The following is a 23,549-nucleotide window of genomic DNA, read 5'->3' as shown; positions in this document are numbered from 1 at the left end:
TACTGTTCCAGAAAAATGTGACAAATTGTGCGCAGACACAGAGCGTAATCCGTGTGGCGCGGAAAAACAGCAGGGGAAATGCCAACACGTCATAAGCCTATGCGGACGCTTGTGGTTTTTTAACTGCTTTTTTGGCCGGAGTGGGGCGCCTTACAAGGTCTAAATGGAGCGGGAAGAACCACGCCAACAGTCAATCGCACCGGCGATCACCCGGGAAAGACGGTGTGTCCCTTGAGCCGTTCATGCTCTTTGGTGGCAAAGCGGTCGGTCATGCCGGCGATGTAGTCCGCCACTACTCGCTCGGGCTTGGCGCCCACCGCATGCGGAGCGTCAATACCGTCAAACCGGTCGATGTGCGCCTGCGGCATCTGCGTGGGGTCGGCCATATAGGCGTCGAACAAATCGCGCACGACCTGCTTGGCAGCCTGCGTGGTTTCCACCACCTTCGGGTGGCGATAGAGGTTTTGAAGCAAAAAGCGCTTAAGTGAAGCCGACTGCAGTGCCATCTCGTCGGTGAAGCAGACCAGCGGGGAATGTCGGCGAACATCATCCACGCCGGCCGGTGCAGCTTGGTGAAGGGCGGCCGATGTCGCGTCCATCACGTTGAAAACCTGCGCGCTTAGCATGCGCCGTATCGTCTCGAACAAAAGCCGCCGCCCTTGCAGTTCGCGATGGGCCAGGCGGGTTTCGCGGCAGTGCTGGGCGAACAGTTCCACGTCTTCGAGCTGCTCCAGGCTCAGCAGGCCTGAACGAACGCCGTCGTCAATGTCATGCGCGTTGTAGGCGATTTCGTCAGCGAGGTTGGCGAGCTGCGCCTCCAGGCCGGGTTGTTGCCAGCGCGGGCCGTCAGAAGCCTGCTCGACAAACCGGCTGGCCACACCGCCGGGTTCGCGGGCCTCGATATGGCGCGCATTGCGCCGCGAGCAGTGCTTCAGTATGCCCTCGCGCGTCTCGAAGGTCAGATTCAGGCCGTTGTAGGCGGGATAGCGCTCTTCCAGCGCATCCACCACACGCAGGCTTTGCAGGTTGTGCTCAAAGCCCGCGCTTTCCGGATTGCAATCCTTCAGGCACGCATTAAGGGCGTCCTGCCCGGCATGACCGAAAGGCGTGTGGCCCAGGTCGTGCGCCAGGGCGATGGCTTCCACCAGGTCCTCGTTGAGCCCCAGGGTGCGGGCGATGGACCGCCCCAGTTGTGCGACTTCCAAGGAATGGGTCAGGCGGGTGCGGAACAGGTCGCCTTCATGATTCAGAAAGACCTGCGTTTTATAAACCAGACGCCGAAAGGCCGTGGAATGCACAATGCGGTCGCGGTCGCGCTGAAATTCGGAGCGTGTTGGCGCAGCCAGCTCAGGATAGCGGCGGCCGCGCGACAACGCAGGATCACAGGCATAAGGCTGCAGGGTCATGGTTTAAGTGAAAAACGGCCTTTAGCCCAGTGAATTCGGCTGCTAGGTGCTACAAAATTCATAGTAAATGATTGCGGCGATTTTGAAGCCATCTGAACCCTGCGCGGGATTATGCGCAGCACAGGTCAATCACACCCCGCACCAGGGCGTCAGGCGCACTCCGAACCACGGCCTTGCCGGGTCCATCGATCACGACAAAACGTATTTCGCCCGCTTCGGATTTTTTGTCGATACGCATCAGTTCGAGGTAGCGCCCGGCGTTATCGCTCGCCGACAGCACCGGCGCCCTGACAGGCAGGCCTGCCCTCAGGGCAAGGCGGGTCAGGCGCTCCACAAAGAGCTTGTCGACCAGGCCCAGGCGTTCGGACAGATGGGCGGCCATCACCATGCCGCAACCTACGCCTTCGCCATGCAGCCATTCGCCATAACCCAGGCCCGATTCAATCGCATGGCCAAAAGTATGGCCGAAATTCAGGATGGCCCGCAGGCCTGACTCGCGCTCGTCCTGGCTCACGACCCAGGCCTTGATCTCGCAGCTGCGCCGGATGGCGTGAGCCATGGCTGCGGGCTCCCTGGCGAGCAAGTCCTCCAGGTTGGCCTCAATCCAGTCAAAGAATTCCATGTCGGCAATGGGTCCGTACTTGATGATCTCCGCCAGGCCCGCGCTCAGCTCACGGGAAGGCAAGGTCGCCAGTGCATCAAGGTCGCACACCACCTGCAGGGGCTGGTAGAACGCACCAATCATGTTTTTTCCGAGTGGATGATTGATCGCAGTCTTGCCGCCCACCGACGAATCCACTTGGGCCAGCAAAGTCGTAGGTACCTGCACGAATGGCACGCCGCGCATATAACTGGCCGCGGCAAAGCCGGTCATGTCACCGACCACGCCGCCGCCCAGAGCAAATAGCACGGTTTTTCGGTCGCAACCGTTTTCCAGCAGCGCATCAAAAATCAGTTGGAGGGTCGGCCAGTCCTTATGAACCTCGCCGTCTGGCAGAGTTACGAGCAGCACCTTGCCATAACGATGACGCAAGGCCTCGGTGAGTTGCGCCGCATAGAGGGGCGCCACCGTAGTGTTCGACACCACCAATGCTGCCGCGGCCTTGGGAATATCCTGGTAAGTCAGACTGCTGCCAAGGAGCCCGCTGCCTATGACGATGGGATAACTGCGCTCACCGAGGTCAATGTGTATATGAGCTGTATCAGGAGAAGAATTTGCTTGCATGACGGAAGTGTAGGGGCTACCACCAGCCTGCTGGGCGATAGGCACATTGCGCCATGCATGCCATCAAGGTTTGGAGCCTGAAGCCACAGGCGCGTCCATAACGCCGGCAAGCTCCAGTTGCATAAAGATCATGTTCACCAAGGTAGACACCGAAGGCCGGCCGGTCTCAATAATGAAGTGGGCAGTTTCCCTGTACAAAGGATCACGGGCCAGGTAAAGATCCCTGAGCCGGGCCAGTGGATCGGCGACCTGAAGCAAGGGCCGGTTCTGGTCATGCCGCAAACGGCGAAACACTTCCTCGGGAATGGAATGGAGGTACACCACATGCGACCGCTCGTGAAGAGATTGTCGGTTGGCCGGACGGAGAACGGCCCCTCCCCCGCTGGAGAGCACACAAGGCGGGCCTTGAGTCAACTCGTCAATTACCAGTTGCTCAATATCGCGAAACGCGTCTTCGCCCTCACGCTCAAAAAATTCCCGGATGGAACAGCCGATGCGCTGCTCGATCACCTGATCCGAGTCAATGAACTGAAGCCCCATTCTTCGGGCGAGATGCCTGCCGACCGTGGACTTTCCCGACCCTGGCAAGCCCACGCAGGCGATTCTCAACGGATGTGCGTTCAATTGATCCATGAAACGGCTGACGGATCGCGTGAGCAATCACCACAGCACCTGAGGGCGCCTTGGAGATACAACGACCTATTCCAAGCGCGGAAAGAGGCCGCGGTACTTGACAGCTAGGAGGCCCGCATCTGAACCCGGCCCCGCGATCTGACCATTAACGCAACGCTCCTCCATTGGTCAGCATTTTTGGAGTCAAGAACACCAACATTTCCGACTTGGTGGCGGAGCGTGTTCTTGTCTTGAACAGGTTGCCGACCCCTGGTAGATCACCAAAGAAAGGAACCTTTGTTTCATTATCGCGATCATTCTGTTCAAAAATTCCACCGATCACCACGGTACCGCCATTTTCTACAAGCACCTGCGTTTGAATATGTTTGGTATCAATGGCAAATCCATTGGCGGTTTCACGGCCGACGCTGTCTTTGTTCACGTCGACATTGAGAATAATGTTGCCCTCTGGGGTGATCTGAGGTGTTACTTCCAGCTTCAGATTGGCCTTACGGAAAGCGATGGACGTTGCGCCACTGGAAGTTGCCTGCTGATAGGGCAACTCCGTACCCTGCTCGATCAAAGCTTTAACCTGATCAGCGGTAATGATGCGGGGGCTGGACACAATCTTGGTTTTCCCATCAGCCTCTGATGCAGAGATCTCGAGATTCAGGAACCGGGTCTTGGCCGCGTTAAACAAAGATATCGCAAACTGGCCGGCAGGAAAACCGTTCTGTCCAACACCCGGAAGTTGAACATAATCCCCCCCAAAAGTCCCGGAAACACCCGGGGTGTAACTCGAACCGAAACTGGAATTTCGGTTGGCATTTAACGAGAACGGCTGACCGCCCAACCTGACACCCAACGATCTTCCAAACGAATCCGAGGCCTCCACAATGCGCGCCTCAATCAATACTTGACGCACCGCTACATCGAGCTTCGCGATAAGAGCCTGCACCTGCTCAAGCCGGGAGGGTATGTCAGTTACAAACAATTGGTTAGTACGCGTCTCCGATATCACGCTCCCGCGCGGAGACAATATTTTTGTAGTACCAGCTCCGGAGCCCAAAAGTCCCGCCGCGATATCGGCAGCTTTTGCATAATTGAGTTTGAAATCCTGAGTCCGCAGCGTTTCCAGACTTTGAATCGCATTCTTGGACTCCAAATCCAGCTTGTCTTTTGCCGCGAGTTCGTCTTTGGGTGCGATGAGAAGCACATTCCCTGATTTACGCATGCCCAAGCCTTTGGCCTGAAGAATAATATCAAGCGCTTGATCCCAAGGTACGTCTTTCAAACGCAGTGTCACAGCACCCGAGACAGAGTCTGAAGTCACAATATTAAAATTCGTGAAGTCCGCGATTACCTGCAAGAGCGAGCGAATTTCAATGTTCTGAAAATTCAGCGAAAGCTTCTCACCGTTATACCCGGGGCCCTGCGTCAGCTTGCTTGGATCTATTTTCTGCTGGCGGACTTCCAGTACAAACTGGTTATCACTTTGGTAGGCACTGTGCTCCCACGCCCCCTTCGGCTCCACGATCATGCGAACCTTATCCCCCGTTTGGAACGTGGTAACAGTTTGGACAGGTGTTCCGAAATCTCCCACATCAAGGCGACGCCGCAGACCTTCTGGCAATGCCGTTTTCAGAAACTCAACCACCAAGCTCTGACCCTGTTGACGAATGTCCACACCCACTTGATTGTTGGGCAAGTCCACCACAATGCGGCCCGAGCCCTCTACCCCGCGACGAAAGTCTATGTCCTTCAGTGGAAGAGTGTCGATATTGCGATTTTCAGCAAATACCGGTGGTGTACCAGCTGCGGGGGCTGCCACGGTCACGTTATCAAGAGTGATCAGGAGTGATTTACCCTGAATCTCGGCTTTGTACGCCGCGGGCACCTTGAGATTGAGAACAACACGAGTCCTCTCACCCGCCTGCACCACGTTTGCCGACCGCAGATTTCCCAGATTAAGGTCAACTGCTGAGCGCCCCATGGAATTGCCGACACCAGGGAAATCCAGCGCAATTCGAGCGGGTGTCTGGATGCTAAAGCCAGTAGGAACTGCGGCCAAGGGCTCAGCCAAGTCAATTCGGATGATTTCCGAGCCGCCTTGAATCGATCCTGAAACAGCCTGAATCGCGTTTTGCGCATGAGCCAGCAAAGGAGCGGCGGTAACAGAAAATGCCAGACTGAGTGAAGCACAGCGCAACACGCGTCCAAACAGAAGCTGCAGACGCTTCCCCATTTTCTGCGTCTTCGATGTCCGTGTCTGCTTGTTCATTTTGATCCCTCTAATAGCTGTAATGTCGCGGTCCGCTCTATCCATTCACCCGCTGCGTCTTGCACTATCTCGCGCAAGGCGAGATCCGTCTCGGTGACCTTGGTGATGCGGCCATAGTTTTGGCCAAGATAATTACCGACTCGAGCCTGATAAATAAGGTTATCAATCCTTACCAGCGCAACTGGCTGACCCACTTTAATCAAACTACCCACCATGACAATCGCATCCAGGGGGTATGCCTCCAGCGGTTCTTTTCGCCGGCTCAATTCGGGCGCGATCAACGCAGCATTGGCTGTTGCCTGGCTGGACTCACGTTTGAGCGCTTGCGTCAGTTTCTGATTACTGAAAGGCTCAATTGAACCTTCCTGTCCGTATGGTTGTGGTGAAAATTTGGTGGGTTCTGGCAAAGGCTCAACCTTGGGCTTGGTAGCGTTGCGTTGCTGCGTCATCCATTCCTGTAGCTCCTCCTGATCGGAAGAACTACAGCCAGACAGGCCAAATACAATCGCCACCAGGCTTAAGGCGGTTAACACGCGTTTGCCTGCACTCATTTTTTCGCTCCTGGAGCACTTTTACGCTGCAAAGCCACTTCTTCAGTATCAAGATAACGGAACGTCTTGGCGGTGGTATCCATGACCAAGGTGCCTTCCTTACCCGGCGTTATGGCCAGATTATTCAAAGTGACGATGCGGGACAGATTCGCGATATCAGCAGCGAAAGCGCCAATGTCGTGATATCGCCCAGTCACACGAACAGCGATAGGCAGTTCCGCGTAATATTCTTTTACGCTGACCTGACCCGGACGAAACAATTCGAACTGCAGACTACGACCTAAACCGGCCTGATTGATATCGGAGAGCAACGCATCCATTTCGGCTTTGCTTGGCAACTGCTTCTCAAGCTGCGTGACATACTGCTGAACTTGCTCACGTTGCTTTTTCAATGCATCAAGATTGACAGCCTGCGCGAGCTTTTTTGTGTAGTCCTCTTTGAGTTGAACTTCCTTGGCCTTTTCTGCGGTCAGCTCTTCATCGGAGGAACTGAGCCATAAAAACCAGAGCGCTACGATTACAAAGATCGCTACCGCCACGCACAACAGATAACGCGGAAGCGCAGGCCAAGAAGGCGGATCATTGGGATCCAAGCCTGTGAACTGGGACTTCAGGCTGCCTTGAATCGCAGCGAAATCAATGGGGTTTTTAGATATTTTTGCCATGATCAAACTCGTTCATCCACCTCATACCTTGGCGGGCGCCGATGCGGCCGAGGCAGGCTTGACAACAGCACCAGACACTACTGGTACCGTCCCTGAGCTCGCCGGTGCAGAGCCAGCGGTTTTAGGATCGCTGGCCCGCTTCAGCCCCACTCTCATCGAGAAATTGGACACCCTACGCTGATCACGAGGACTCAGCGCCACTGTACCGGCGGTGATTTCTACAAGTTCTGGCCGAGTCAACCACGCGCTGTTATTGGACAGGTTGCGCAGAAGTTCCGAGACGCGTTCGTTAGACTGCGCGACTCCATTGATCAACACACTTTGGTTTTCTTGCCGCATGTTGGTGATATAGACACCGTCCGGCAACTGCTTGACCAACTCGCTCAACAGATATACGGGCAGATTACGGTTTCCCTGCAAGTCTTCCACGGCACCCTGACGCGCTCTGAGTGCGGAAATTTCTGCCTGCAGTGTGGCGATGTCCTTGATCTGTCCTTCAAGGCGGGTAATTTCCGTTTTCAGAAAATTGTTCTTACCGCGCTGGCTTTCAATCTGCGCTAGATACCAGGAGTACACAGCGCCGCTTATAAGAACGCCGATCAAGGCAGCCATGCCCAGAGTAGCAAAAAATACTTCGCGCCTGCGCTTGCGCGCAGCTTCACGGTGAGGAAGCAGATTAACCAGAATCACTGCAGGAACCTCCGCAAAGCCAGACCACAAGAGGTCAGATAGGATGCCGCTTCGCGCCGCATTTTCTTTTCACGTACGCCGTCTCCGAGCTCCATTCCCTCGAAAGGATTGGCCAGCACGCAGGCAAACGAAGTCTGCTGAGTGACGGAATCGGTCAGGCCTGGCAAGGCGGATGAACCACCAGCCAACATCACATAGTCAACTTTATTGTGAGGGGTGCTGGTAAAGAAGAACTGCAAAGCCCGTCCGATTTCCTGGGCCATGCTCTCAACAAAGGGCTTCAGCACACCAGACTCATAGTCTTCGGGCAGATCACCGCTGCGTTTTTTGCTTTCCGCTTCTTCCGGGGAAAATCCATATTGGCGAATGATGAGCTGGGTCAGCTGTGCGCCACCGAATGCCTGATCACGCTCGTACAGAACGTCATCGTTTTTGATGACCTGCATACTGGTGGTCAATGCACCAACCTCAAACAGAGCCACCATGGTGTCCACGCCCTTGTTGGGAAGGCTCTCAATAAGGCGCGCGGTAGCCAGGCGGGAAGCATATGACTCCACATCCACGACAATGGGCTTAAGGCCAGCGGCCTCGGCAAGCCCTTGCCTGTCCTGCACTTTTTCTTTGCGGGAGGCTGCGATCAGCACTTCGACATCCCCGCTGGAGGTGGCGCTAGGGCCTACCACACAGAAGTCGAGGCTGACTTCATCCAGTGAGAACGGTATGTACTGATTGGCTTCCGACTCGACCTGGATTTCCAGTTCGGCGTCACTGAGACCACCCGGGAGGATGATTTTCTTCGTGATGACCGCCGACGCGGGAAGGGCCATTGCCACATTCCTGGTACGCGTTCCGCTCTTCTTGACCAGCCGACGCACGGCGTCGGCTACCTCATCGAACTTCTCGACGTTGCCATCGGTGATCCAGCCACGTTCCAGCGGCTCGATCGCACAGCGGTCAAGCACCAGATTACCGGCTTTATCACGGCTCAACTCCACCAGTTTGACGCTGGATGAGCTGATATCTAAACCCAGCAAGGCGGGCTGTTGGCGGTTGAATAACGATCCCAGAGAGATCAAGGCGGTCCCCAAATGACGGCTAATATGTAGCCCTGCATACTTAAGAAATCACTTGAATAGTAGCAGTAAGCTCTTTGTGCAGTAAGGATTTTTCCCGTTTTAGACATCCGAAACGTTGTCAAAAGCAGACGGTCGTGCCGCGCTGCGAGTTGGCAAGTTCCGCAAAACGATGTCTGCAAACGTAAAAGCATGGTGCCCGCGCTGACACTCGGCGCACCCCGCTTTTCAGGATTTTTATAATAGTGACGCGACTTTACGATTGCCTACATGCCCTCCAAGCCCTCCTCCCCTGATTCAAACCCCGGCCCGGCCGCGCAAGGTTCGACCAAGTCCTTTATGCCGGGCTGGCTGATCAAGCTTTTTTTATGGAGCGGAGGTTTGCTGCTGGCCGGAGCCGCCGCGATTTTGCTGTTTGTGGCGGTTGCACTGTCGGTCGCCTATCCCAACCTGCCGGATATCTCCGATTTGTCCGACTACCGGCCCAAGCTGCCGCTGCGTGTTTTTTCTGCTGACGGCGTGGTCATCGGGGAATTTGGTGAAGAGCGTCGCAGTCTTACGCCCATCAAGGACATTCCTCAGGTCATGAAAGACGCCGTGCTGGCAATCGAGGATGCACGCTTCTTCCAGCACGGCGGGGTGGACTATCTAGGCGTCATCCGCGCCGGCTTTGCCAATGTGGGCCGGGCCAAAGCCCAGGGCGCGTCCACCATCACCATGCAGGTGGCCCGCAATGTCTACCTGTCGGCTGAGAAAAGCTACACCCGCAAGATCTATGAAGTACTGCTGACCTTCAAGCTGGAGCACCTGCTCACCAAAGACCAGATCCTTGAGATCTATATGAACCAGATTTTTCTGGGCAACCGGGCCTACGGCTTCGCGGCGGCATCGGAAGCCTACTTTGGCAAGCCGCTCAAGAATATTTCAATCGCCGAAGCCGCCATGCTGGCGGGCTTGCCCAAGGCACCTTCGGCCTACAACCCCATCATCAACCCCAAACGGGCTCGGGCCCGCCAGCTCTACATCATTGAGCGGATGGAAGAGAACGGCTTCATCACCGCCGAACAGGCCAAAGCGGCCAAAGAAGAACAGCTCAAGGTCCGGACAGGGCCGGATGCAGGCCGGGTACATGCGGAATATGTCGCTGAAACCGTGCGTCAGCTGGTTTACAACCAGTACGGGGATGAAACCTACACCCGCGGCCTGAATGTCTACACCACCTTGCGTGCCGACGACCAGACAGTCGCGTACAAGGCCCTGCGCAAGGGGATCATGGACTACGAACGCCGCCAGATTTACCGAGGTCCCGAGAAATTCATCGACCTGCCCGCCAATCCGCAGGAAACCGAAGACGCGATTGACGACGCCCTGACCGACAACCCCGATAACGGCGACGTGATGTCAGCCGTGGTCCTGGAAGCCAACCCCAAGCGTATCCTGGCAATGCGCCAGAACAGCGAAACGGTTGAAATCATCGGTGATGGGCTGAAACCGGCGCAGTCCGGGCTGGCTGACAAGGCAGGGCCCAACATCAAGATTCGCCGCGGCGCCCTGATCCGCGTAGTGAAAACACCGAAAAACACCTGGGAAATCACCCAGTTGCCTGAAGTTGAAGGCGCGTTTGTGGCGCTGGATCCCCGGGACGGTTCCATCCGGGCCCTGGTGGGTGGATTTGATTTCGAAAAAAACAAGTTCAACCATGTAACCCAGGCCTGGCGCCAGCCGGGTTCCAGCTTCAAGCCCTTCATTTACTCCGCAGCCCTTGAAAAGGGTTTCACCCCGGCGACCGTGGTCAATGACGCACCGCTGTTCTTCGATGCCGGCGTTACAGGTGGCCAGCCCTGGGAGCCCAAGAACTACGACGGCACCTTCGACGGCCCCATGAGCCTGCGTACCGGCCTGAAGAAATCCAAGAACATGGTTTCCATCAGGATATTGCAGGCGATCGGTGCTCCGTATGCGCAAGACTGGATCACCCACTTCGGCTTTGAGGCTGAAAAGCACCCTGCCTACCTCACCATGGCGCTCGGCGCCGGCTCGGTAACGCCCATGCAGATGGCCACCGCTTATTCGGTGTTTGCCAACGGCGGTTACCGGGTCAATCCTTATCTGGTCACCAAAATTACCGACCAGCGCGGCAAAGTCCTGCTGGATGTGAAACCGCCCGCGCTGGACGAATCCATGAGGGGTATCGATGCACGAAACGCCTTCATCATGGACAGCCTGCTGCAGGAGGTGGCTCGTTCCGGCACGGCTGCCCGGGCGCAAGCCACCCTTAAACGGTCCGACCTGTTCGGCAAAACCGGAACAACCAACGACTCTATCGACACCTGGTTTGTGGGCTTCCAGCCCACACTGACAGCCGCTGTCTGGATGGGCTACGACACGCCGAAAAAACTCGGCGACCGCGAAACCGGCGGCGGCTTGAGCCTGCCTATCTGGATCAATTTCATGGAATACGCCCTCAAAGGTGTCCCCGTCGCTGAATACCCTCCCCCCGAAGGTGTCGTCAACGTTGCAGGTGAGTGGTACTACAGCGAATATGCCAAAGGCTCCGGCGTCAGCACCGTGGGCATACAGCAGGATCCCGCCGCAGCGGCAGCCGCTCCGGCAGCCTCAGGTGCGATCCAGGTGCTGCCACCTTCGGATGAAAAGAAGCGCATCCTGGACCTGTTCAAGAACTGACAGAACGCGCATCAAAAAAGGGCTCCGTGGAGCCCTTTTTTGTTTCGGTACCAATCACAGACCCCCGCGGCTGCTATGCCTTCTTTTCTTCAGCGAGCGCACGGAACACCAGCGGCTGGCCGGCCTGCTCGCTGGCATAGCGGGACAAACTGGCAAAAAATTCGCTCGAATCCTTGGTATCCGCCCATTGCCCGTTCCGGAATTTGTAGTGAAAGCCGCCAGCCTTGGCCGCCATCCATATTTCCTGCAAAGGCTTCTGGAGATTGATGATGATCTGGCTGCGGTTGGAAAAACTCAGGGTGATCATGCCGCCCGTACGCTGGTTATCGATATCCGCATCGGTCTCGTCATTGATCCGGTCGCAGGCAATTTCAACGGCCCTGAGCGCACTCTCGGCCAGATCCTGGTATTCAAGGTCCGTCATTACAATCCCATCATGGTTTCTTCAGCTCAAATTTTAGGTCGCATCCGCCTTTCGGCTTCCCGCTATGGCCTTGCTGCTGTTGTGGTCGGTGCGGCCCTGCTCGCCGGCTGCGGCCAAAAAGGCGCGCTCTTTCTGCCCGTGCCTCCAAAAGTGCCGCCAGCGCCTACAGCCACCACGCCGCCGTCCGTTACGCCGGCCTTGCCTGCTTCAGCCGCCCGTTAAGGCTGCGGCACACGGGTGCCGACATTCGAAGATTCAGGTCAATCGGTGTCTGGGCCTTGAAATCCAAGGCACCTGTATCTTCACACCACGAATCGGTTATGGCGCGCATGTCACGCGCTCCTTAAGATGGTCTCAAATAATCCAAACGTTTCACAGCCACCCACATGACCCGCCCATCCCTCCCCGGCCACCCCCATTTCATTTACCGTGATGACGAGCTGGTCGTCGAAAACGTCCGTCTGCGCGACGTCGCCGCCGCGCACGGCACCCCCTTGTTTGTGTATTCCAAAGCCGCCATGCTCTCGGCGCTGGCGGCCTACCAGCGCGGCTTTGCGGGGCGCCATGCGCAAATCTGCTATGCCATGAAGGCCAACTCCTCGCTGGGTGTGCTGCAGGTATTTGCCCGTGCCGGCTGCGGTTTTGACATCGTCTCAGGTGGTGAACTGAGCCGCGTCCTGGCTGCAGGCGGCGAGCCCGGAAAAATCATCTTCTCGGGCGTCGGAAAAACCCGCACCGAGATGCGCCAGGCGCTGGCGGCCGGTATCGGCTGCTTTAACGTCGAAAGCGAGGCCGAGCTGGATGTACTGTCTGAAGTGGCGCTGGCCCTGAAGCTTCGCGCGCCGGTCAGCATCCGCGTCAATCCCAATGTGGATCCCAAGACACACCCCTATATTTCCACGGGCCTCAAAGACAACAAGTTCGGCGTGGCGCATGAAGACGCCCTGCGTATTTACCAGCATGCAGCATCCCTTAAGGGCCTGCGGGTTGTAGGCATCGACTGCCACATCGGCTCGCAGATCACGGACACCACGCCTTACCTCGACGCGATGGACCGTGTACTTGATTTGGTGGCGGCAATTGAAGGCGCGGGCATACCGCTTGAGCACATCGACTTCGGCGGCGGCCTCGGCATCAACTACAACAACGACACCCCGCCGGAAGCCGATGCGCTCTGGCAGCAGTTACTCGCAAAAATCGATGCGCGCGGTTACCAGAACAAGAAACTGATGATCGAGCCGGGCCGCTCGCTGGTCGGCAATGCCGGCGTGTGCCTCACCGAAGTGCTGTATGTGAAGCCCGGTGAACACAAGAACTTCTGTATCGTCGATGCTGCCATGAACGACCTGCCCCGCCCCGCGATGTACCAGGCATTTCACGCCATCGTGCCCTTGTCAAAGCCCGGCGATGACGCGGCGAAAGTAACGTACGACGTAGTCGGCCCCGTCTGCGAAAGCGGCGACTGGATAGGCCGCGACCGCGCACTGGCGGTGGCGCCGGGCGACCAGCTGGCGGTGATGTCGGCAGGCGCCTATTGCATGAGCATGGCCAGCAACTACAACACCCGCGGCCGCGCCGCGGAACTCCTGGTCGATGGCGACAAAGTGCACCTGATCCGTCAGCGGGAAACCGTGGACGACCAGATTCGCCAGGAACAGCTGGTCGCCGGCTGAAATCCGGTTGCTATCATTACGATAGCTTGTCACGCATGTTATACACGGGCTGCAGCTTCTTTTTCTTCAAGAATTGCTGCACGCGCCAACCCAGCAGCACGGCAATGATTGCGGCGTAGACAAACACTTCGGCGAAGTCGTTCTTGCCGGCGCGCATCCAGAAGAAGTGCAGCAGCCCCAATCCTGCGATCAAATAGACCAGCTTGTGTAGCCACTGCCAGCGTTTGGCGCCCATCGCCTTGATGGCGGCATTGAAGGACGTTGCCGCCAGCGGCGTCAGCAACACAAAGGCTGAAAACCCCACAAGGATGAACGGCCGCTTGGCAATGTCTTTGGCAATATCGGCAAAGTCAAAGCCCATGTCGAACCAGCTGTAGCTCAACAGGTGAATGACGACATAAAAATACGCGAACAACCCCAGCATGCGCCGAAAGCGCGCCAGCGCCGGCGTGCTGGTGATGACCCGCAGCGGCGTCACCGCCAGCACGATGCAGAGAAAGCGCAGCGTCCAGTCCCCAGTGGCGCGAATCAAGGCTTCGGCCGGGTTGGCGCCGAGTTGATTAGTGAAGGCACCGTAGAAGAGCCAGGCAAACGGCAACAGGCACAGCAAGAATACGACCGGCTTGGCCGCCGGATGCAGCAACCACTTTTGCTGCGCCATCACAGCCATCCACCATCAGGCCAACTCTCGCCGAGATGCAACGCAGCGTAGGCCTTACACCAGCAGGGGCCGCGGAACCGGCTTTGCCGGGCCGCAGGCGCAGCGGCCCCCTCGGGGGGCAGCGCACTACGCGAAGTGAGAAGCGTGGGGACCATATTTTTAGAAGTTCTTCTTGAGGTCCATGCCAGCGTAAAGCTGGCCTACCTGCGCTTCATAGCCATTGAACATCAGCGTCTTGCGCTTCTTGGCAAAGAGGCCGTCTTCACCAATACGGCGTTCGGTGGCCTGGCTCCAGCGCGGATGGTCGACATTTGGGTTGACGTTGGAATAAAAGCCATACTCCTGCGCGGCGGCCTTGTTCCAGGCGGTACGCGGCTCCTTGTCGGTAAAACGGATCTTGACGATGCTCTTGCCGCTTTTAAAACCGTACTTCCAGGGCAGCACCATGCGCACCGGCGCGCCGTTCTGGTTGGGCAGCACTTCGCCATACATGCCGAAGGTCAGCAGCGCCAGCGGGTGCATGGCTTCATCCATGCGCAAAGCCTCCACATAAGGCCAGTCGAGCACGCGCGAGCCCACAAAAGGCATGGTCTTGGGGTCAGCCTGGGTGATGAACTCGACGTACTTGGCATTGCCCAGCGGCTCGACCTTCTTGATGAGCTCAGACAGCGAATAACCCACCCACGGAATCACCATGGACCAGCCCTCGACGCAGCGCATGCGGTAGATGCGTTCTTCCTGCGAGCTGAGTTTGAGGAGGTCTTCGAGCGTGAAAGTCTTGGGCTGCTTGACCAGGCCTTCGACAGCCACCGACCAGGGCTTGGTTACCAGCGTGTGGGCATTCTTCGCCGGGTCGGCTTTGTCGGTGCCGAATTCGTAGAAGTTGTTGTAGGTACTGGCGTCTTTGTAATCGGTGATCTTTTCCATGGTCACCGCACCGGCCACTGCCGATTTGCCACCGGCCAGTGCCGCCAGCTTCCCCGGTTTTTGCACCGTTTGCGCCATGGCCTGCCGCCCAGCCCAGCCGGCCATCGCAGCACCTGCTGCGCCCGTAGCCATGAGCTTGATCAGGTCGCGGCGGCCGTGGTAAACACCTTGGGGCGTGATCTCGCTGGGAACGGGATGGTTGAAGCCGCTGGCGTGGGTCTTGATGAGCATGTGAGGTCCTTGAAAAATCCGTTTAGGGTTTAGTCTGAATACGCCGCAACTTCTTACAGGGATTCAACCTGGCCGGTTCTTATAAACCGACCTTACAAGGACTCGATGCCGGTTACAAGGTTCCGTAGCTGTGCAAGCCCGACAGGAACATATTGACGCCGAGGAAGGCGAACGTGGTTACCGCCAGCCCCACCAAAGCCCACCATGCGGCGACCGTGCCACGCAGGCCCTTCATCAAGCGCATGTGCAGCCAGGCCGCATAGTTGAGCCAGACAATCAGCGCCCAGGTTTCCTTGGGGTCCCAGCTCCAGTAACCGCCCCAGGCTTCCGCGGCCCACAGGGCACCGAGCACCGTCGCGATGGTGAAGAAGGCAAAGCCGACAGCGATGGCCTTGTACATCACGTCGTCGAGCACCTCAAAGCTGGGCAGGCGCGCGGCGATGCGCTTGCGGCCCAACAAAATGCCGGCGGCGATCAGGCCGGACACAGCCAGGTAACCAACCCAGTAGTAGCTGCCGCCCACTTCGGCGGGCGACTTGCTGCGAAACACGATGGGCACAAAGCAAAGCACCACGCCCAGCATCCACAGCGGCGTGAGCCGGTGCCAGCGCGTTTCGTCGGCCTGTTGCTTGATGAGGTAGGACAGCGACACCATGGCGGCGAGCGCAAACATGCCGTAGCCGATGAAGTTGGCAGGCACATGCAGCTTCATCCACCAGCTTTTGAGTGCAGGTACCAGCGGCTGGATTTCATGGGCTTCGCGCACCACGGTGTACCAGAGCAAAAAGCCGACTGCGGCGCTGACCACCAGCATCACGAAGGCGCCGAGCGCGCGGGTGTTGTACTGCGACTCAAAGTAGAGGTAGAACGCCGCCGTCATCCAGCAAAACAGCACGAAAACCTCGTACAAATTGCTGACGGGGATGTGGCCGACGTCGGCGCCAATCAGGTAGCTTTCGTACCAGCGCACCAGCGTGCCGATCAGTGCCATGCCAACGGCGACCCAGGCGATCTTGGACCCCAGCGACTCCAGCGTGTCGCTCTGGGCCTTGGAAAACATGCCCAGCCAGTAAAAAATCGTGCTCATGAAGAAGAGCACGCTCATCCACAAAATGGCCGACTGGCTGGAGAGGAAATACTTGAGCCAGAACACCTGTTCAGCGCGCGCCAGGTTGCCTGCACCGTCGGCCTGGTAAGAAGCAATGGCCAGCAGCGCGAAGGCACTCACCGCCACCATCAACACACGCAGCGGACGCCAGAACCAGCCCATGGCAATGGCCGATGGAATGGCCGCAAGCAGGATGCCTTTTTCGTAGACGTCCATAAAGGCACCGTAACGGAAGAAGGCATACAAAAAGCCTCCCGCCACCAACGCGGCAAAAACCCAGTCCAGCCTGTTGCGCCGTGCGAAGTAACCTTCATTGAGGCTGAGCGTGGTATCGCTGCCGGCCTTCAGCGTGGTGGTGTGGACCGCCGTGGTGTTGATCGTGGAGGTATTCATAAGGGCGCCTGCAGCAGTTTCGTTTTCAACATCTCGAACTCCTTGTCACCGTCCATGGTTTTTCGGTTGGCGGACAAGGCCATGGTGGCCTGGCTATGTTGGCCAGAATTCTCAGCAGATTCTGTCACTGAAAGCCCTTCGGCGGGAGACCCCTCACCCGAGGCATTGCGCGGGGCCACCCAGACCCAGACACGGCGTTCCCGCACGTACAGCATGGCGAACACACCCAGGATCAGGAAAGCGCAGCCCAGGTACACAATGGTCTTGCCGGGAGCGCGTGCCACCTGAAACACGCTGGCCTGCACCTGCGTGAAATCTTTCAATTCAAATGCCATGGGCGCCGGATAAAAATGCGCATCCGACAGGCTCAGCACCATTTGTGACATGAAACCCAGCGTCTTGTCGTCCTGCTCCAGCGGCTTGAGCCCGGCCTGCTGGCGGGTCATCTGGGCCAGCTCGAACAAGGCGCCATTGAGGATACGCACCAGGACTTCACCGGCGCGGCTACGCTCTGCTTCGGGCACGTTGGCTTCCATAAAGTCGGAAATGGCCTGCAGGCCCGCAACGGGTTTTCCATTGCCTCCCGGCGCCGCCTCGGCACCGCCACCAGCGAACAAAGCCAGCGCCCGCGATGCCGAGGCGGCGAGTTGCTGCGCCAGCTCCGGCCGGTCGCGCCCGATGGCCAGATCGGCATAACGCTTGACCGCCATTTCACGCTGCGCCGGATTGGCCAGCGCGGCGCGCAGACGCAAGAACGTTTCCATGCCACCCTCCGGATCCACCGGAATACGCAGGTACTGGAAGGGCGCGGCCGGTGTTTCACGCACGCCCAGCAGGTAGACGGCCGGGCTGTTCTCACCAGGGTCGGTTTTGACGGGGAGCATGTAGTTATGGAATTCGCGGGCCTGCCCGGCGGCATCGCGCAGTTTGTAGCTCACGCTGGGCCCGACATTGCGCAATTCTTTTTGCGTCACCGTCTTGTTCGCCGCCCCCAGCCGCGTATCGATGGCCTGGTGCAGGTCGACCTTGCGCACGTCAGCACCGGAGCCCATGCTGCCGCCCGAGGCGAAGTTCTCGACATTGATGACACGCAGCGCGGTGTATTCGAGCGTCAACTTTTCGGCGCCCTCACCCCGCCCATTGGTCAGGCTGCTGGTGCCGCCAATCGTGCCCTGGATTTCAAAGGGCTTGCTGGCCGCGGCCATGGGAATGGCCTTGAGGGTGACGCTGGAGCCGCCATCGTCAAAGCTGGACTGGTAAATTTCGACCCCTCTGTGGCGGGCCGGGTGGTTCACTTCCACACGCGCGGGGATTTTCTCGCCGGTTTCCTTGTCATGGATGATGATGTCGCTCGCAAAGAGCTTGGGCATGCCGGTGGAGTAGTACTCGACGATGAATTTCTTCAGCTCGATGGAAAACGGCAGTTCCTGCAACAGCACGCCCCCGGGCTGGTTCAGGATGGCGGTGCTCGATTGCGTGCCCTCGGCCACCAGCAAGTTGGCGCGAAATGTCGGGTTGCTGTCGCTCAGGCGGTATTGCGCGGGCACATCGGCAATCAGGCCACCGCCCGTGTAGATCGACTTTCCGTTCAGCCACATTTGCGCGCGCACGACCATGTCGCCGTCAAGCAGGCCGCCGACGCAGACCAGCACGATCGCGCTGTGCGCCGCGATGTAACCCAGCTTGTTGGCCGCACCTTTTTTGGCTGCCACCATCCAGCCGTCGCCGGAGCGCTGCTGCAGTTTGACCTTCCAGCCGCTTTGCACCAGCGTCTGGCCGATGCGGCGTGCAGCCACTTCGGGTACTTCGGGCAGCGCGGCTTCGGCGCGATGGCCGAAGGCCTTGAGGCTTTGTTCCCGGACGTTTTCCTTGAGCTGGTTCAGGTCCGCAAAAATCTTCGGGGTGTTGCGCGCAATGCACAGCGACGTAGAGACGACCAGAAAAGCCAGGATCAGCAAAAACCACCAGGCGCTGTACACGGTATTGAGGCTGAGCAGGCTGAACACCTGCGCCCAGAACGGACCGAACTGGTTCACGTAGTTGCCCAGCGGCTCCGCCTGCTTGAGCACCGTGCCAATGATGGACGCGATGCAGATCACAGTCAGCAGCGAAATGGAAAACCGCATGGACGAGAGCAGTTCCACCGACGCCCGCAAGCTGCGGGAGCCCCATGTGACCTTCATACCTTCAGTGGAAACTGTCATGCTTGAATTGAAACCTGCGGTTTGCTCAGGAAAGCCTGCGGAGAAAAAGAAGAGGAAGAGGAAAGAAAAGGAGAGAAAAAGAAAAAAGGCGGGCTTTCATCAGAAAGACCCGCCTTGGTGTGATTGGTTTTGGAGGCTTGGGTTCAATACTGCAGGCAGCCTGCGGGTACTTTCAGCAAAAAATTACCTGCCCAGCACTCCCTTGCTCAACGCAAGCCGGCAATGTAGTCAGCCAGCGCGCGGATTTCGCGGTCATTCAGCTTGGCAGCGACCTGGCTCATGGGCAGGCTGTTGGTGCGGCCGCCGTCACGGAAAGCCGTCAACTGCGCCGCCGTGTAGTCAGCGTGCTGACCGCTCAAGCGGGGGTATTGGGAAGGAATGCCGGCGCCGGTCGGGCTGTGGCAGCCTGCGCAGGCTGCGATCTGGCGGTCCTGCACGCCGCCGCGGTAGATCCGCTCGCCGAGTGCAACCAGTTCCTTGTCTTTGGCGAAGCCCGTCTTGGCTTTCTTGGACGTCGCCCAGTAGGCAATGTTCTTCATGTCGGCATCAGACAGTGCCGCAGCAAAACCCTGCATGACAGGGTTCTTGCGCTTGCCGGCCTTGAATTCCTGCAATTGCTTGACCAGGTATTCGGGATGCTGCTGTGCCAGCTTGGGATTGACAGGCGTGCCGGAATTTCCATCGGCGCCGTGGCAGCTGGCGCAAACTGCCGTGAAACTGGCCTCGCCCTTGACCAGGTCAGGCTTGGCAACCTTGGCCGGAGCCGCGGCTGCGGGGGCCGAGGCGGCGCCCTGTGCAGGTGTGGCCTCGCCAGCGGCAAAAGACGACACGGCGGGCACGGCCAGCAAGGCGGCCAGGAGAGAAGTAACGAACAGCTTCATATCGGGGGTTTTAATTGGTTGGCGCACAAAACTTATAACTTTCTGATTTTACAATGGCTTCAGGGCACCCCCGATTATTCGGGTCTTGCCGCGGCAACGGCCCAACAGCTCCGCACCGCCTCAGCGCTTCCCGGGTTCCGTCCCCCGAAGCCATTGCTCCCTTCAACGCATGCCGGTAGCGTGCACCGACTTCCAGGGACCGCCCGACCATGACCTCATCCACCCCGACCAGACAGCCTTCAGCCCCAACCGGCGCACCCGATCCCAAAATCGCCATGGGCTGGCTGCACACCGCCAAATTCCTGACCACGGCGCCTGAGCTCAAGCACCTGCCCCGTGTCGATGTCCCTGAAATCGCCTTTGTCGGCCGCTCCAATGCCGGCAAATCGACCTGCATCAACACACTGACACAACAGCACCGGCTGGCGTTCGCCTCCAAGACCCCAGGCCGCACGCAAAGCATCAACCTCTTCAGCCTGGGCAAACAGGGCGTGACGGATGCCGTGCTGGCCGACTTGCCGGGCTACGGTTATGCCGCCGTGCCCAAGGAAGCCAAATACCGCTGGCAACAGGTCATGGGCAACTATCTGCAGACGCGCGACAACCTCAAGGCCGTGGTGCTGCTGTGCGATCCGCGGCTGGGCCTCACGGAGCTTGACGAAATCCTGCTGGACGTGATCCGCCCTCGCGTGGAAGACGGCCTGAAGTTCCTGGTGCTGCTGACCAAGTCCGACAAGCTCAACAAGACGGAAGCGGCCAAGGCGCTGTCCATTGTGCGACTGCAGGCCGGCGGCGGAGACGTCAAACTCTTTTCTTCCCTCAAACGCCGCGGTGTCGAGGAAGTCGCCCAGCATTTGTGGGACTGGGCTCACCCGGCAGAGAAACCGGTAAAACCCGCCAAACCGGCGCCTGAAGAGTTGCCTGAGGTCAATGACTGAAGCGGTTTTCCGCCGACATGATCGCCGCAGCGCTGATTTTTAAGTAAAAAGCGGCTTTACCCCAGCAAGAATGGGCGCAAGTAGCTATAAAAAACATAGCAGATGATCGCTACCAGCTTGCACACCTTGCCGCACGGCATCAGCTTGTCCTGCCGGACTGCAGGTGAAAAAGGCCGCCCCGTCCTGATGTTCCTGCACGGCTTCCCGGAAGCTGCTTTTGTGTGGGACGGCTTGCTGGAACACTTTGCGCGACCCGAAAACGGCGGTTTTCGCTGCGTAGCGCCCAACCTGCGCGGCTTTGAACATTCCAGCGCGCCGCTGGATGTAGCCGCCTACCGCCCCAAACACCTTGTACAGGACATCTCCGCGCTGATTGCGCTGGAGGGTGGCAAATTGGAATGCCTGGTGGCCCATGACTGGGGCGGCGCGGTGGCCTGGAACCTGGCGGCTGGCCACCCAGCGTTGATGGAAAAGCTGGCCATCATCAACTCGCCCCATCCCGGCACCTTTTTGCGCGAACTGCAGCATTCGCCCGCGCAGCAAGCCGCCAGTGCCTATATGAATTTCCTGATCCGCCCGGATGCCGAAGCGTTGCTGGCCGAAAACGATTTTCGACGGCTCTGGGATTTTTTCACCAACATGGGGGCGGCTGGCGGGCCGCACGCCTGGCTGACCGAAACCGTCAAGGACCAGTACCGCGCCATCTGGCGCCGGGGCCTGACGGGCCCCTGCAACTACTACCGCGCCTCGCCCTTGCGTCCGCCCCGGCCCGGGCCGCCGCACAACGACCCGGCGGCCGCCGCAGTGAGCATTCCGCGTGACATGCTGGAAGTCCACCTGCCGACGCTGGTGCTCTGGGCCATGGACGACACGGCCTTGCCGCCCGCCCTGCTGGAGGGCCTGAACGACTATGTGCCGCAGATGGATTTACGCCGCATCGAGGGCGCAACGCACTGGATCGTGCACGAGCAGCCGGCCCTGGTGGCGGCACACCTGCAAAATTTTCTGCGGTAGGTAGCTATTGATTTAATAGCTAACCACGCCCATTCTGCTTGGCCAAAAGGCCTATTTCTCTTGAATTTCGGCACTGCCTGTTCACGTCAATACAGAGTTGGCTCGCCTTCAGGCCGGGTCTTGAAGCGCTTGTGCACCCAGTAGTACTGGGCGGGCATGGTGTTGATGTAGTCCTGCAGCTGCGCATTCATGCGCGCAGTGTCGGCCACCGGGTCGTCGCTGGGGAAATCCGCCCAGGCCGGCAGCACCGTCACCTCATAGCCCGTCGGGGTGATGCGAGGCAACAGAGGCAGCACCTTGGCGCGGCCCAGGCGGGCAAACCGCGACAGGGACGGCACCGTGGCAGTCGGTATGCCGTAAAAAGGCACAAACACCGATTCAGAGGGGCCAAAGTCCATGTCAGGCAACAGGTAAAGCGGCTGCCCTTGCCGTAGCGCCGCCACAATCGGCTTGACGCCATCGACCCGTCCAAAGAGCCGCAAGTTGCCAAAACGCCGCCGGCCCCGAAGTATCCAGCGGTCCACCAGCTTGTTCGACTGGTCGGTGTAAATGGTGGTTGAGGGCCTCGGCATCTGCAGCGCCACACCGGCCCATGCCGCATCCAGGCCAACGAAATGCGGCAGGAATATCACGGTGGGCTCAGTGCCTTCAAGCTCCTGCACGGCACCCGTTACCCGAACACGCCGCTGCACCCAGGCTTTGGGCGCATGCCACAGCCAGGCGCGGTCCAGCCAGGCCTGAGCAAAAAAGACAAACGTCAGGACCGTCAACCGGCGCCGCTCCGCAGCCGGGTAACCGGGGAAACACAGTGCGAAATTGGTGGCCACCACACGCCTGCGCGAAACCACCACGACGTACAAAATCCAGCCGAGCAGCACGCCCAGGCCGCGGGTCCAGGACAGCGGCAGCAGCGCCAGCACCCGCATGAAAAAAATGCCGCCGCGGGTCACTATCCGGCTGGCGATCTGGCGAGGCGTCTTCAATGGGAGGTTTCCTTGCGCGGTGTCTTGTAGCGGGCGTAGCCCCACAAATACTGGCCCGGCTGGCTCAGCACAATGGCTTCGATCGCCCGGTTGATCTGCGTCACGCCGTGCAGCAGGTCGGCACGCGCACCCGAATCAGAAGCGTCCATCCCCTGCACCGGAGGCCAGATCTTGAGGAAATAGCCCTTGCCGCGCGCCAGGCGCTCGCAACTGACAGGCAGCAGCACTGCGCCGCTTTGCAGCGCCAGCCGGGCGGCCAGGGTCATCGTGTAGGCCGGCTTGCCAAAAAAGGGGGCCCAAAGGCCCAGGCCTTCCGGCGGCACCTGGTCTGTCAGCAGGGCCACCGCCTGGTTGGCCTTGAGGGTTTTATGCATAAGGCGGACGCCGCTCAACGAAGCGGGCACGACGGTGAGGTTGGCCCGGTCGCGCGCCAAGTGCTCCAGCCGGGCCAGCCAGGCCTTGCGCGCGGGCCGGTAAATCGCGGTGATGGGCCCGTACAGCTCGGCGAGCGCTTGCGGGCCTAGCTCAAAACTGCCGCAGTGGGGGCCAAAAAAAATCACGCCGCGGCCGCCAGCAAAAGCCTGCTCCGCATGCGCCTGGCCTTCGACACGGACATTGCCCAGGCAGGACTCGGAAGCCGGCCGCATCCACAGCTTCGGCAGTTCGGCAATAAAACGCCCCGCCTCGGCAATCGCCGGGCGAGCGACTGCGAACGGCAATCCGGCTTGCGCTACATGCGCCCGAAACTGCGCGCGGTAGCGCGGACTCAAGCCCCATACCAGCCAGCCCAGTACGCCGCCCAGCGCATGCAGGGCCGCCAGCGGCCAGAGGGAAAAGAAGCGGAACAACCAGGGCATGAATCAGGTGAAAGGGGTATCGAAAGGTTACTTCGGCCAAAAATCAGCCGTCATATAATGTGGGCTG

General features: G+C 58.8%; 21 protein-coding genes. 5 read left to right on the top strand and 16 right to left on the bottom strand.

Annotated elements, in window-relative coordinates; genetic code table 11:
* Window positions 1–206 precede the first annotated feature (206 nt).
* From ACQ4MS_RS13575 to ACQ4MS_RS13540, 8 genes are all read right to left on the bottom strand, one after another.
* A complete protein-coding gene (locus ACQ4MS_RS13575; RefSeq protein ID WP_431095142.1) occupies window positions 207–1,406 on the bottom strand; it encodes a deoxyguanosinetriphosphate triphosphohydrolase in 1,200 nt (399 codons plus the stop codon).
* A gap of 109 nt (window positions 1,407–1,515) precedes the next feature.
* Window positions 1,516–2,631, bottom strand: coding sequence for a 3-dehydroquinate synthase (gene aroB, locus ACQ4MS_RS13570; RefSeq protein ID WP_431095141.1), 1,116 nt, complete (start codon window positions 2,629–2,631; stop codon window positions 1,516–1,518).
* Between the two features lie 63 nt (window positions 2,632–2,694).
* Window positions 2,695–3,264 carry a shikimate kinase gene (locus ACQ4MS_RS13565; protein WP_431095140.1) on the bottom strand — a complete coding sequence of 190 codons (570 nt, stop codon included), beginning with the start codon at window positions 3,262–3,264 and terminating at the stop codon, window positions 2,695–2,697.
* A 145-nt stretch (window positions 3,265–3,409) separates the two neighbouring features.
* Entirely contained in the window at window positions 3,410–5,524 is a 2,115-nt protein-coding gene (pilQ, locus tag ACQ4MS_RS13560) for a type IV pilus secretin PilQ (RefSeq protein WP_431095139.1), read from the bottom strand.
* A complete protein-coding gene (locus tag ACQ4MS_RS13555; RefSeq protein WP_431095138.1) occupies window positions 5,521–6,075 on the bottom strand; it encodes a pilus assembly protein PilP in 555 nt (184 codons plus the stop codon). The genes pilQ and ACQ4MS_RS13555 overlap by 4 nt, the downstream gene beginning before the upstream one ends.
* The gene (locus ACQ4MS_RS13550; protein WP_431095137.1) at window positions 6,072–6,740 is read right to left on the bottom strand and encodes a type 4a pilus biogenesis protein PilO; all 669 of its coding nucleotides are present in this window, start codon (window positions 6,738–6,740) and stop codon (window positions 6,072–6,074) included. Before ACQ4MS_RS13550 ends, ACQ4MS_RS13555 begins: the two co-directional genes overlap by 4 nt.
* A 21-nt stretch (window positions 6,741–6,761) precedes the next feature.
* Entirely contained in the window at window positions 6,762–7,430 is a 669-nt protein-coding gene (locus tag ACQ4MS_RS13545; RefSeq protein WP_431095136.1) for a PilN domain-containing protein, read from the bottom strand.
* Entirely contained in the window at window positions 7,427–8,506 is a 1,080-nt protein-coding gene (locus tag ACQ4MS_RS13540; protein WP_431095135.1) for a pilus assembly protein PilM, read from the bottom strand. Before ACQ4MS_RS13540 ends, ACQ4MS_RS13545 begins: the two co-directional genes overlap by 4 nt.
* Window positions 8,507–8,773: 267 nt before the next feature.
* Between ACQ4MS_RS13540 and ACQ4MS_RS13535 the strand changes: the two genes are divergently transcribed.
* Window positions 8,774–11,188 (top strand): penicillin-binding protein 1A, encoded by a 2,415-nt coding sequence (locus ACQ4MS_RS13535; RefSeq protein WP_431095134.1) that lies wholly within the window; start codon window positions 8,774–8,776, stop codon window positions 11,186–11,188.
* A gap of 73 nt (window positions 11,189–11,261) precedes the next feature.
* On the opposite strand, the gene cyaY is transcribed toward ACQ4MS_RS13535, so the two are convergent.
* Window positions 11,262–11,612: an iron donor protein CyaY gene (cyaY, locus tag ACQ4MS_RS13530; RefSeq protein WP_431095133.1), complete on the bottom strand. Its 351-nt coding sequence runs from the start codon at window positions 11,610–11,612 to the stop codon at window positions 11,262–11,264.
* Between the two features lie 12 nt (window positions 11,613–11,624).
* Here cyaY and lptM point away from each other — a divergent pair, with 12 nt between their 5' ends.
* Both lptM and lysA read left to right on the top strand, forming a co-directional pair.
* On the top strand, window positions 11,625–11,834 hold the full coding sequence (gene lptM, locus ACQ4MS_RS13525; protein WP_431095132.1) for an LPS translocon maturation chaperone LptM: 210 nt from the start codon (window positions 11,625–11,627) through the stop codon (window positions 11,832–11,834).
* Between the two features lie 164 nt (window positions 11,835–11,998).
* Complete coding sequence (lysA, locus tag ACQ4MS_RS13520) at window positions 11,999–13,285, top strand: diaminopimelate decarboxylase (RefSeq protein WP_431095131.1); 1,287 nt, start codon at window positions 11,999–12,001, stop codon at window positions 13,283–13,285.
* A gap of 16 nt (window positions 13,286–13,301) precedes the next feature.
* On the opposite strand, the gene ACQ4MS_RS13515 is transcribed toward lysA, so the two are convergent.
* From ACQ4MS_RS13515 to ACQ4MS_RS13495, 5 genes are all read right to left on the bottom strand, one after another.
* A complete protein-coding gene (locus tag ACQ4MS_RS13515; protein WP_431095130.1) occupies window positions 13,302–13,946 on the bottom strand; it encodes a sulfite oxidase heme-binding subunit YedZ in 645 nt (214 codons plus the stop codon).
* A gap of 159 nt (window positions 13,947–14,105) precedes the next feature.
* Entirely contained in the window at window positions 14,106–15,104 is a 999-nt protein-coding gene (gene msrP, locus ACQ4MS_RS13510) for a protein-methionine-sulfoxide reductase catalytic subunit MsrP (protein WP_431095129.1), read from the bottom strand.
* Window positions 15,105–15,216: 112 nt separating this feature from the next.
* Window positions 15,217–16,605, bottom strand: coding sequence for a c-type cytochrome biogenesis protein CcsB (gene ccsB / locus ACQ4MS_RS13505; RefSeq protein ID WP_431095128.1), 1,389 nt, complete (start codon window positions 16,603–16,605; stop codon window positions 15,217–15,219).
* Window positions 16,602–18,809: a cytochrome c biogenesis protein ResB gene (locus tag ACQ4MS_RS13500; RefSeq protein WP_431095127.1), complete on the bottom strand. Its 2,208-nt coding sequence runs from the start codon at window positions 18,807–18,809 to the stop codon at window positions 16,602–16,604. The genes ccsB and ACQ4MS_RS13500 overlap by 4 nt, the downstream gene beginning before the upstream one ends.
* Window positions 18,810–19,015: 206 nt before the next feature.
* Entirely contained in the window at window positions 19,016–19,690 is a 675-nt protein-coding gene (locus ACQ4MS_RS13495; protein WP_431095126.1) for a c-type cytochrome, read from the bottom strand.
* 209 nt (window positions 19,691–19,899) lie between these two features.
* Between ACQ4MS_RS13495 and yihA the strand changes: the two genes are divergently transcribed.
* Both yihA and ACQ4MS_RS13485 read left to right on the top strand, forming a co-directional pair.
* Complete coding sequence (gene yihA / locus ACQ4MS_RS13490) at window positions 19,900–20,628, top strand: ribosome biogenesis GTP-binding protein YihA/YsxC (protein WP_431095125.1); 729 nt, start codon at window positions 19,900–19,902, stop codon at window positions 20,626–20,628.
* Between the two features lie 102 nt (window positions 20,629–20,730).
* Entirely contained in the window at window positions 20,731–21,642 is a 912-nt protein-coding gene (locus ACQ4MS_RS13485; protein WP_431095124.1) for an alpha/beta fold hydrolase, read from the top strand.
* A gap of 86 nt (window positions 21,643–21,728) precedes the next feature.
* Here ACQ4MS_RS13485 and ACQ4MS_RS13480 read toward each other — a convergent pair whose 3' ends face one another.
* Both ACQ4MS_RS13480 and ACQ4MS_RS13475 read right to left on the bottom strand, forming a co-directional pair.
* On the bottom strand, window positions 21,729–22,625 hold the full coding sequence (locus ACQ4MS_RS13480; protein WP_431095123.1) for a lysophospholipid acyltransferase family protein: 897 nt from the start codon (window positions 22,623–22,625) through the stop codon (window positions 21,729–21,731).
* Window positions 22,622–23,482, bottom strand: a complete 861-nt coding sequence (locus tag ACQ4MS_RS13475; RefSeq protein WP_431095122.1) for a lysophospholipid acyltransferase family protein — start codon at window positions 23,480–23,482, stop codon at window positions 22,622–22,624. The genes ACQ4MS_RS13480 and ACQ4MS_RS13475 overlap by 4 nt, the downstream gene beginning before the upstream one ends.
* Window positions 23,483–23,549: the final 67 nt, after the last annotated feature.

This window comes from Polaromonas aquatica (assembly GCF_050626995.1).
Lineage (GTDB): Bacteria > Pseudomonadota > Gammaproteobacteria > Burkholderiales > Burkholderiaceae_C > Polaromonas > Polaromonas aquatica_A.
The sequence above is the reverse complement of the archived record's forward strand: the minus strand, read 5'-3'. Positions and strand labels throughout refer to the sequence as shown.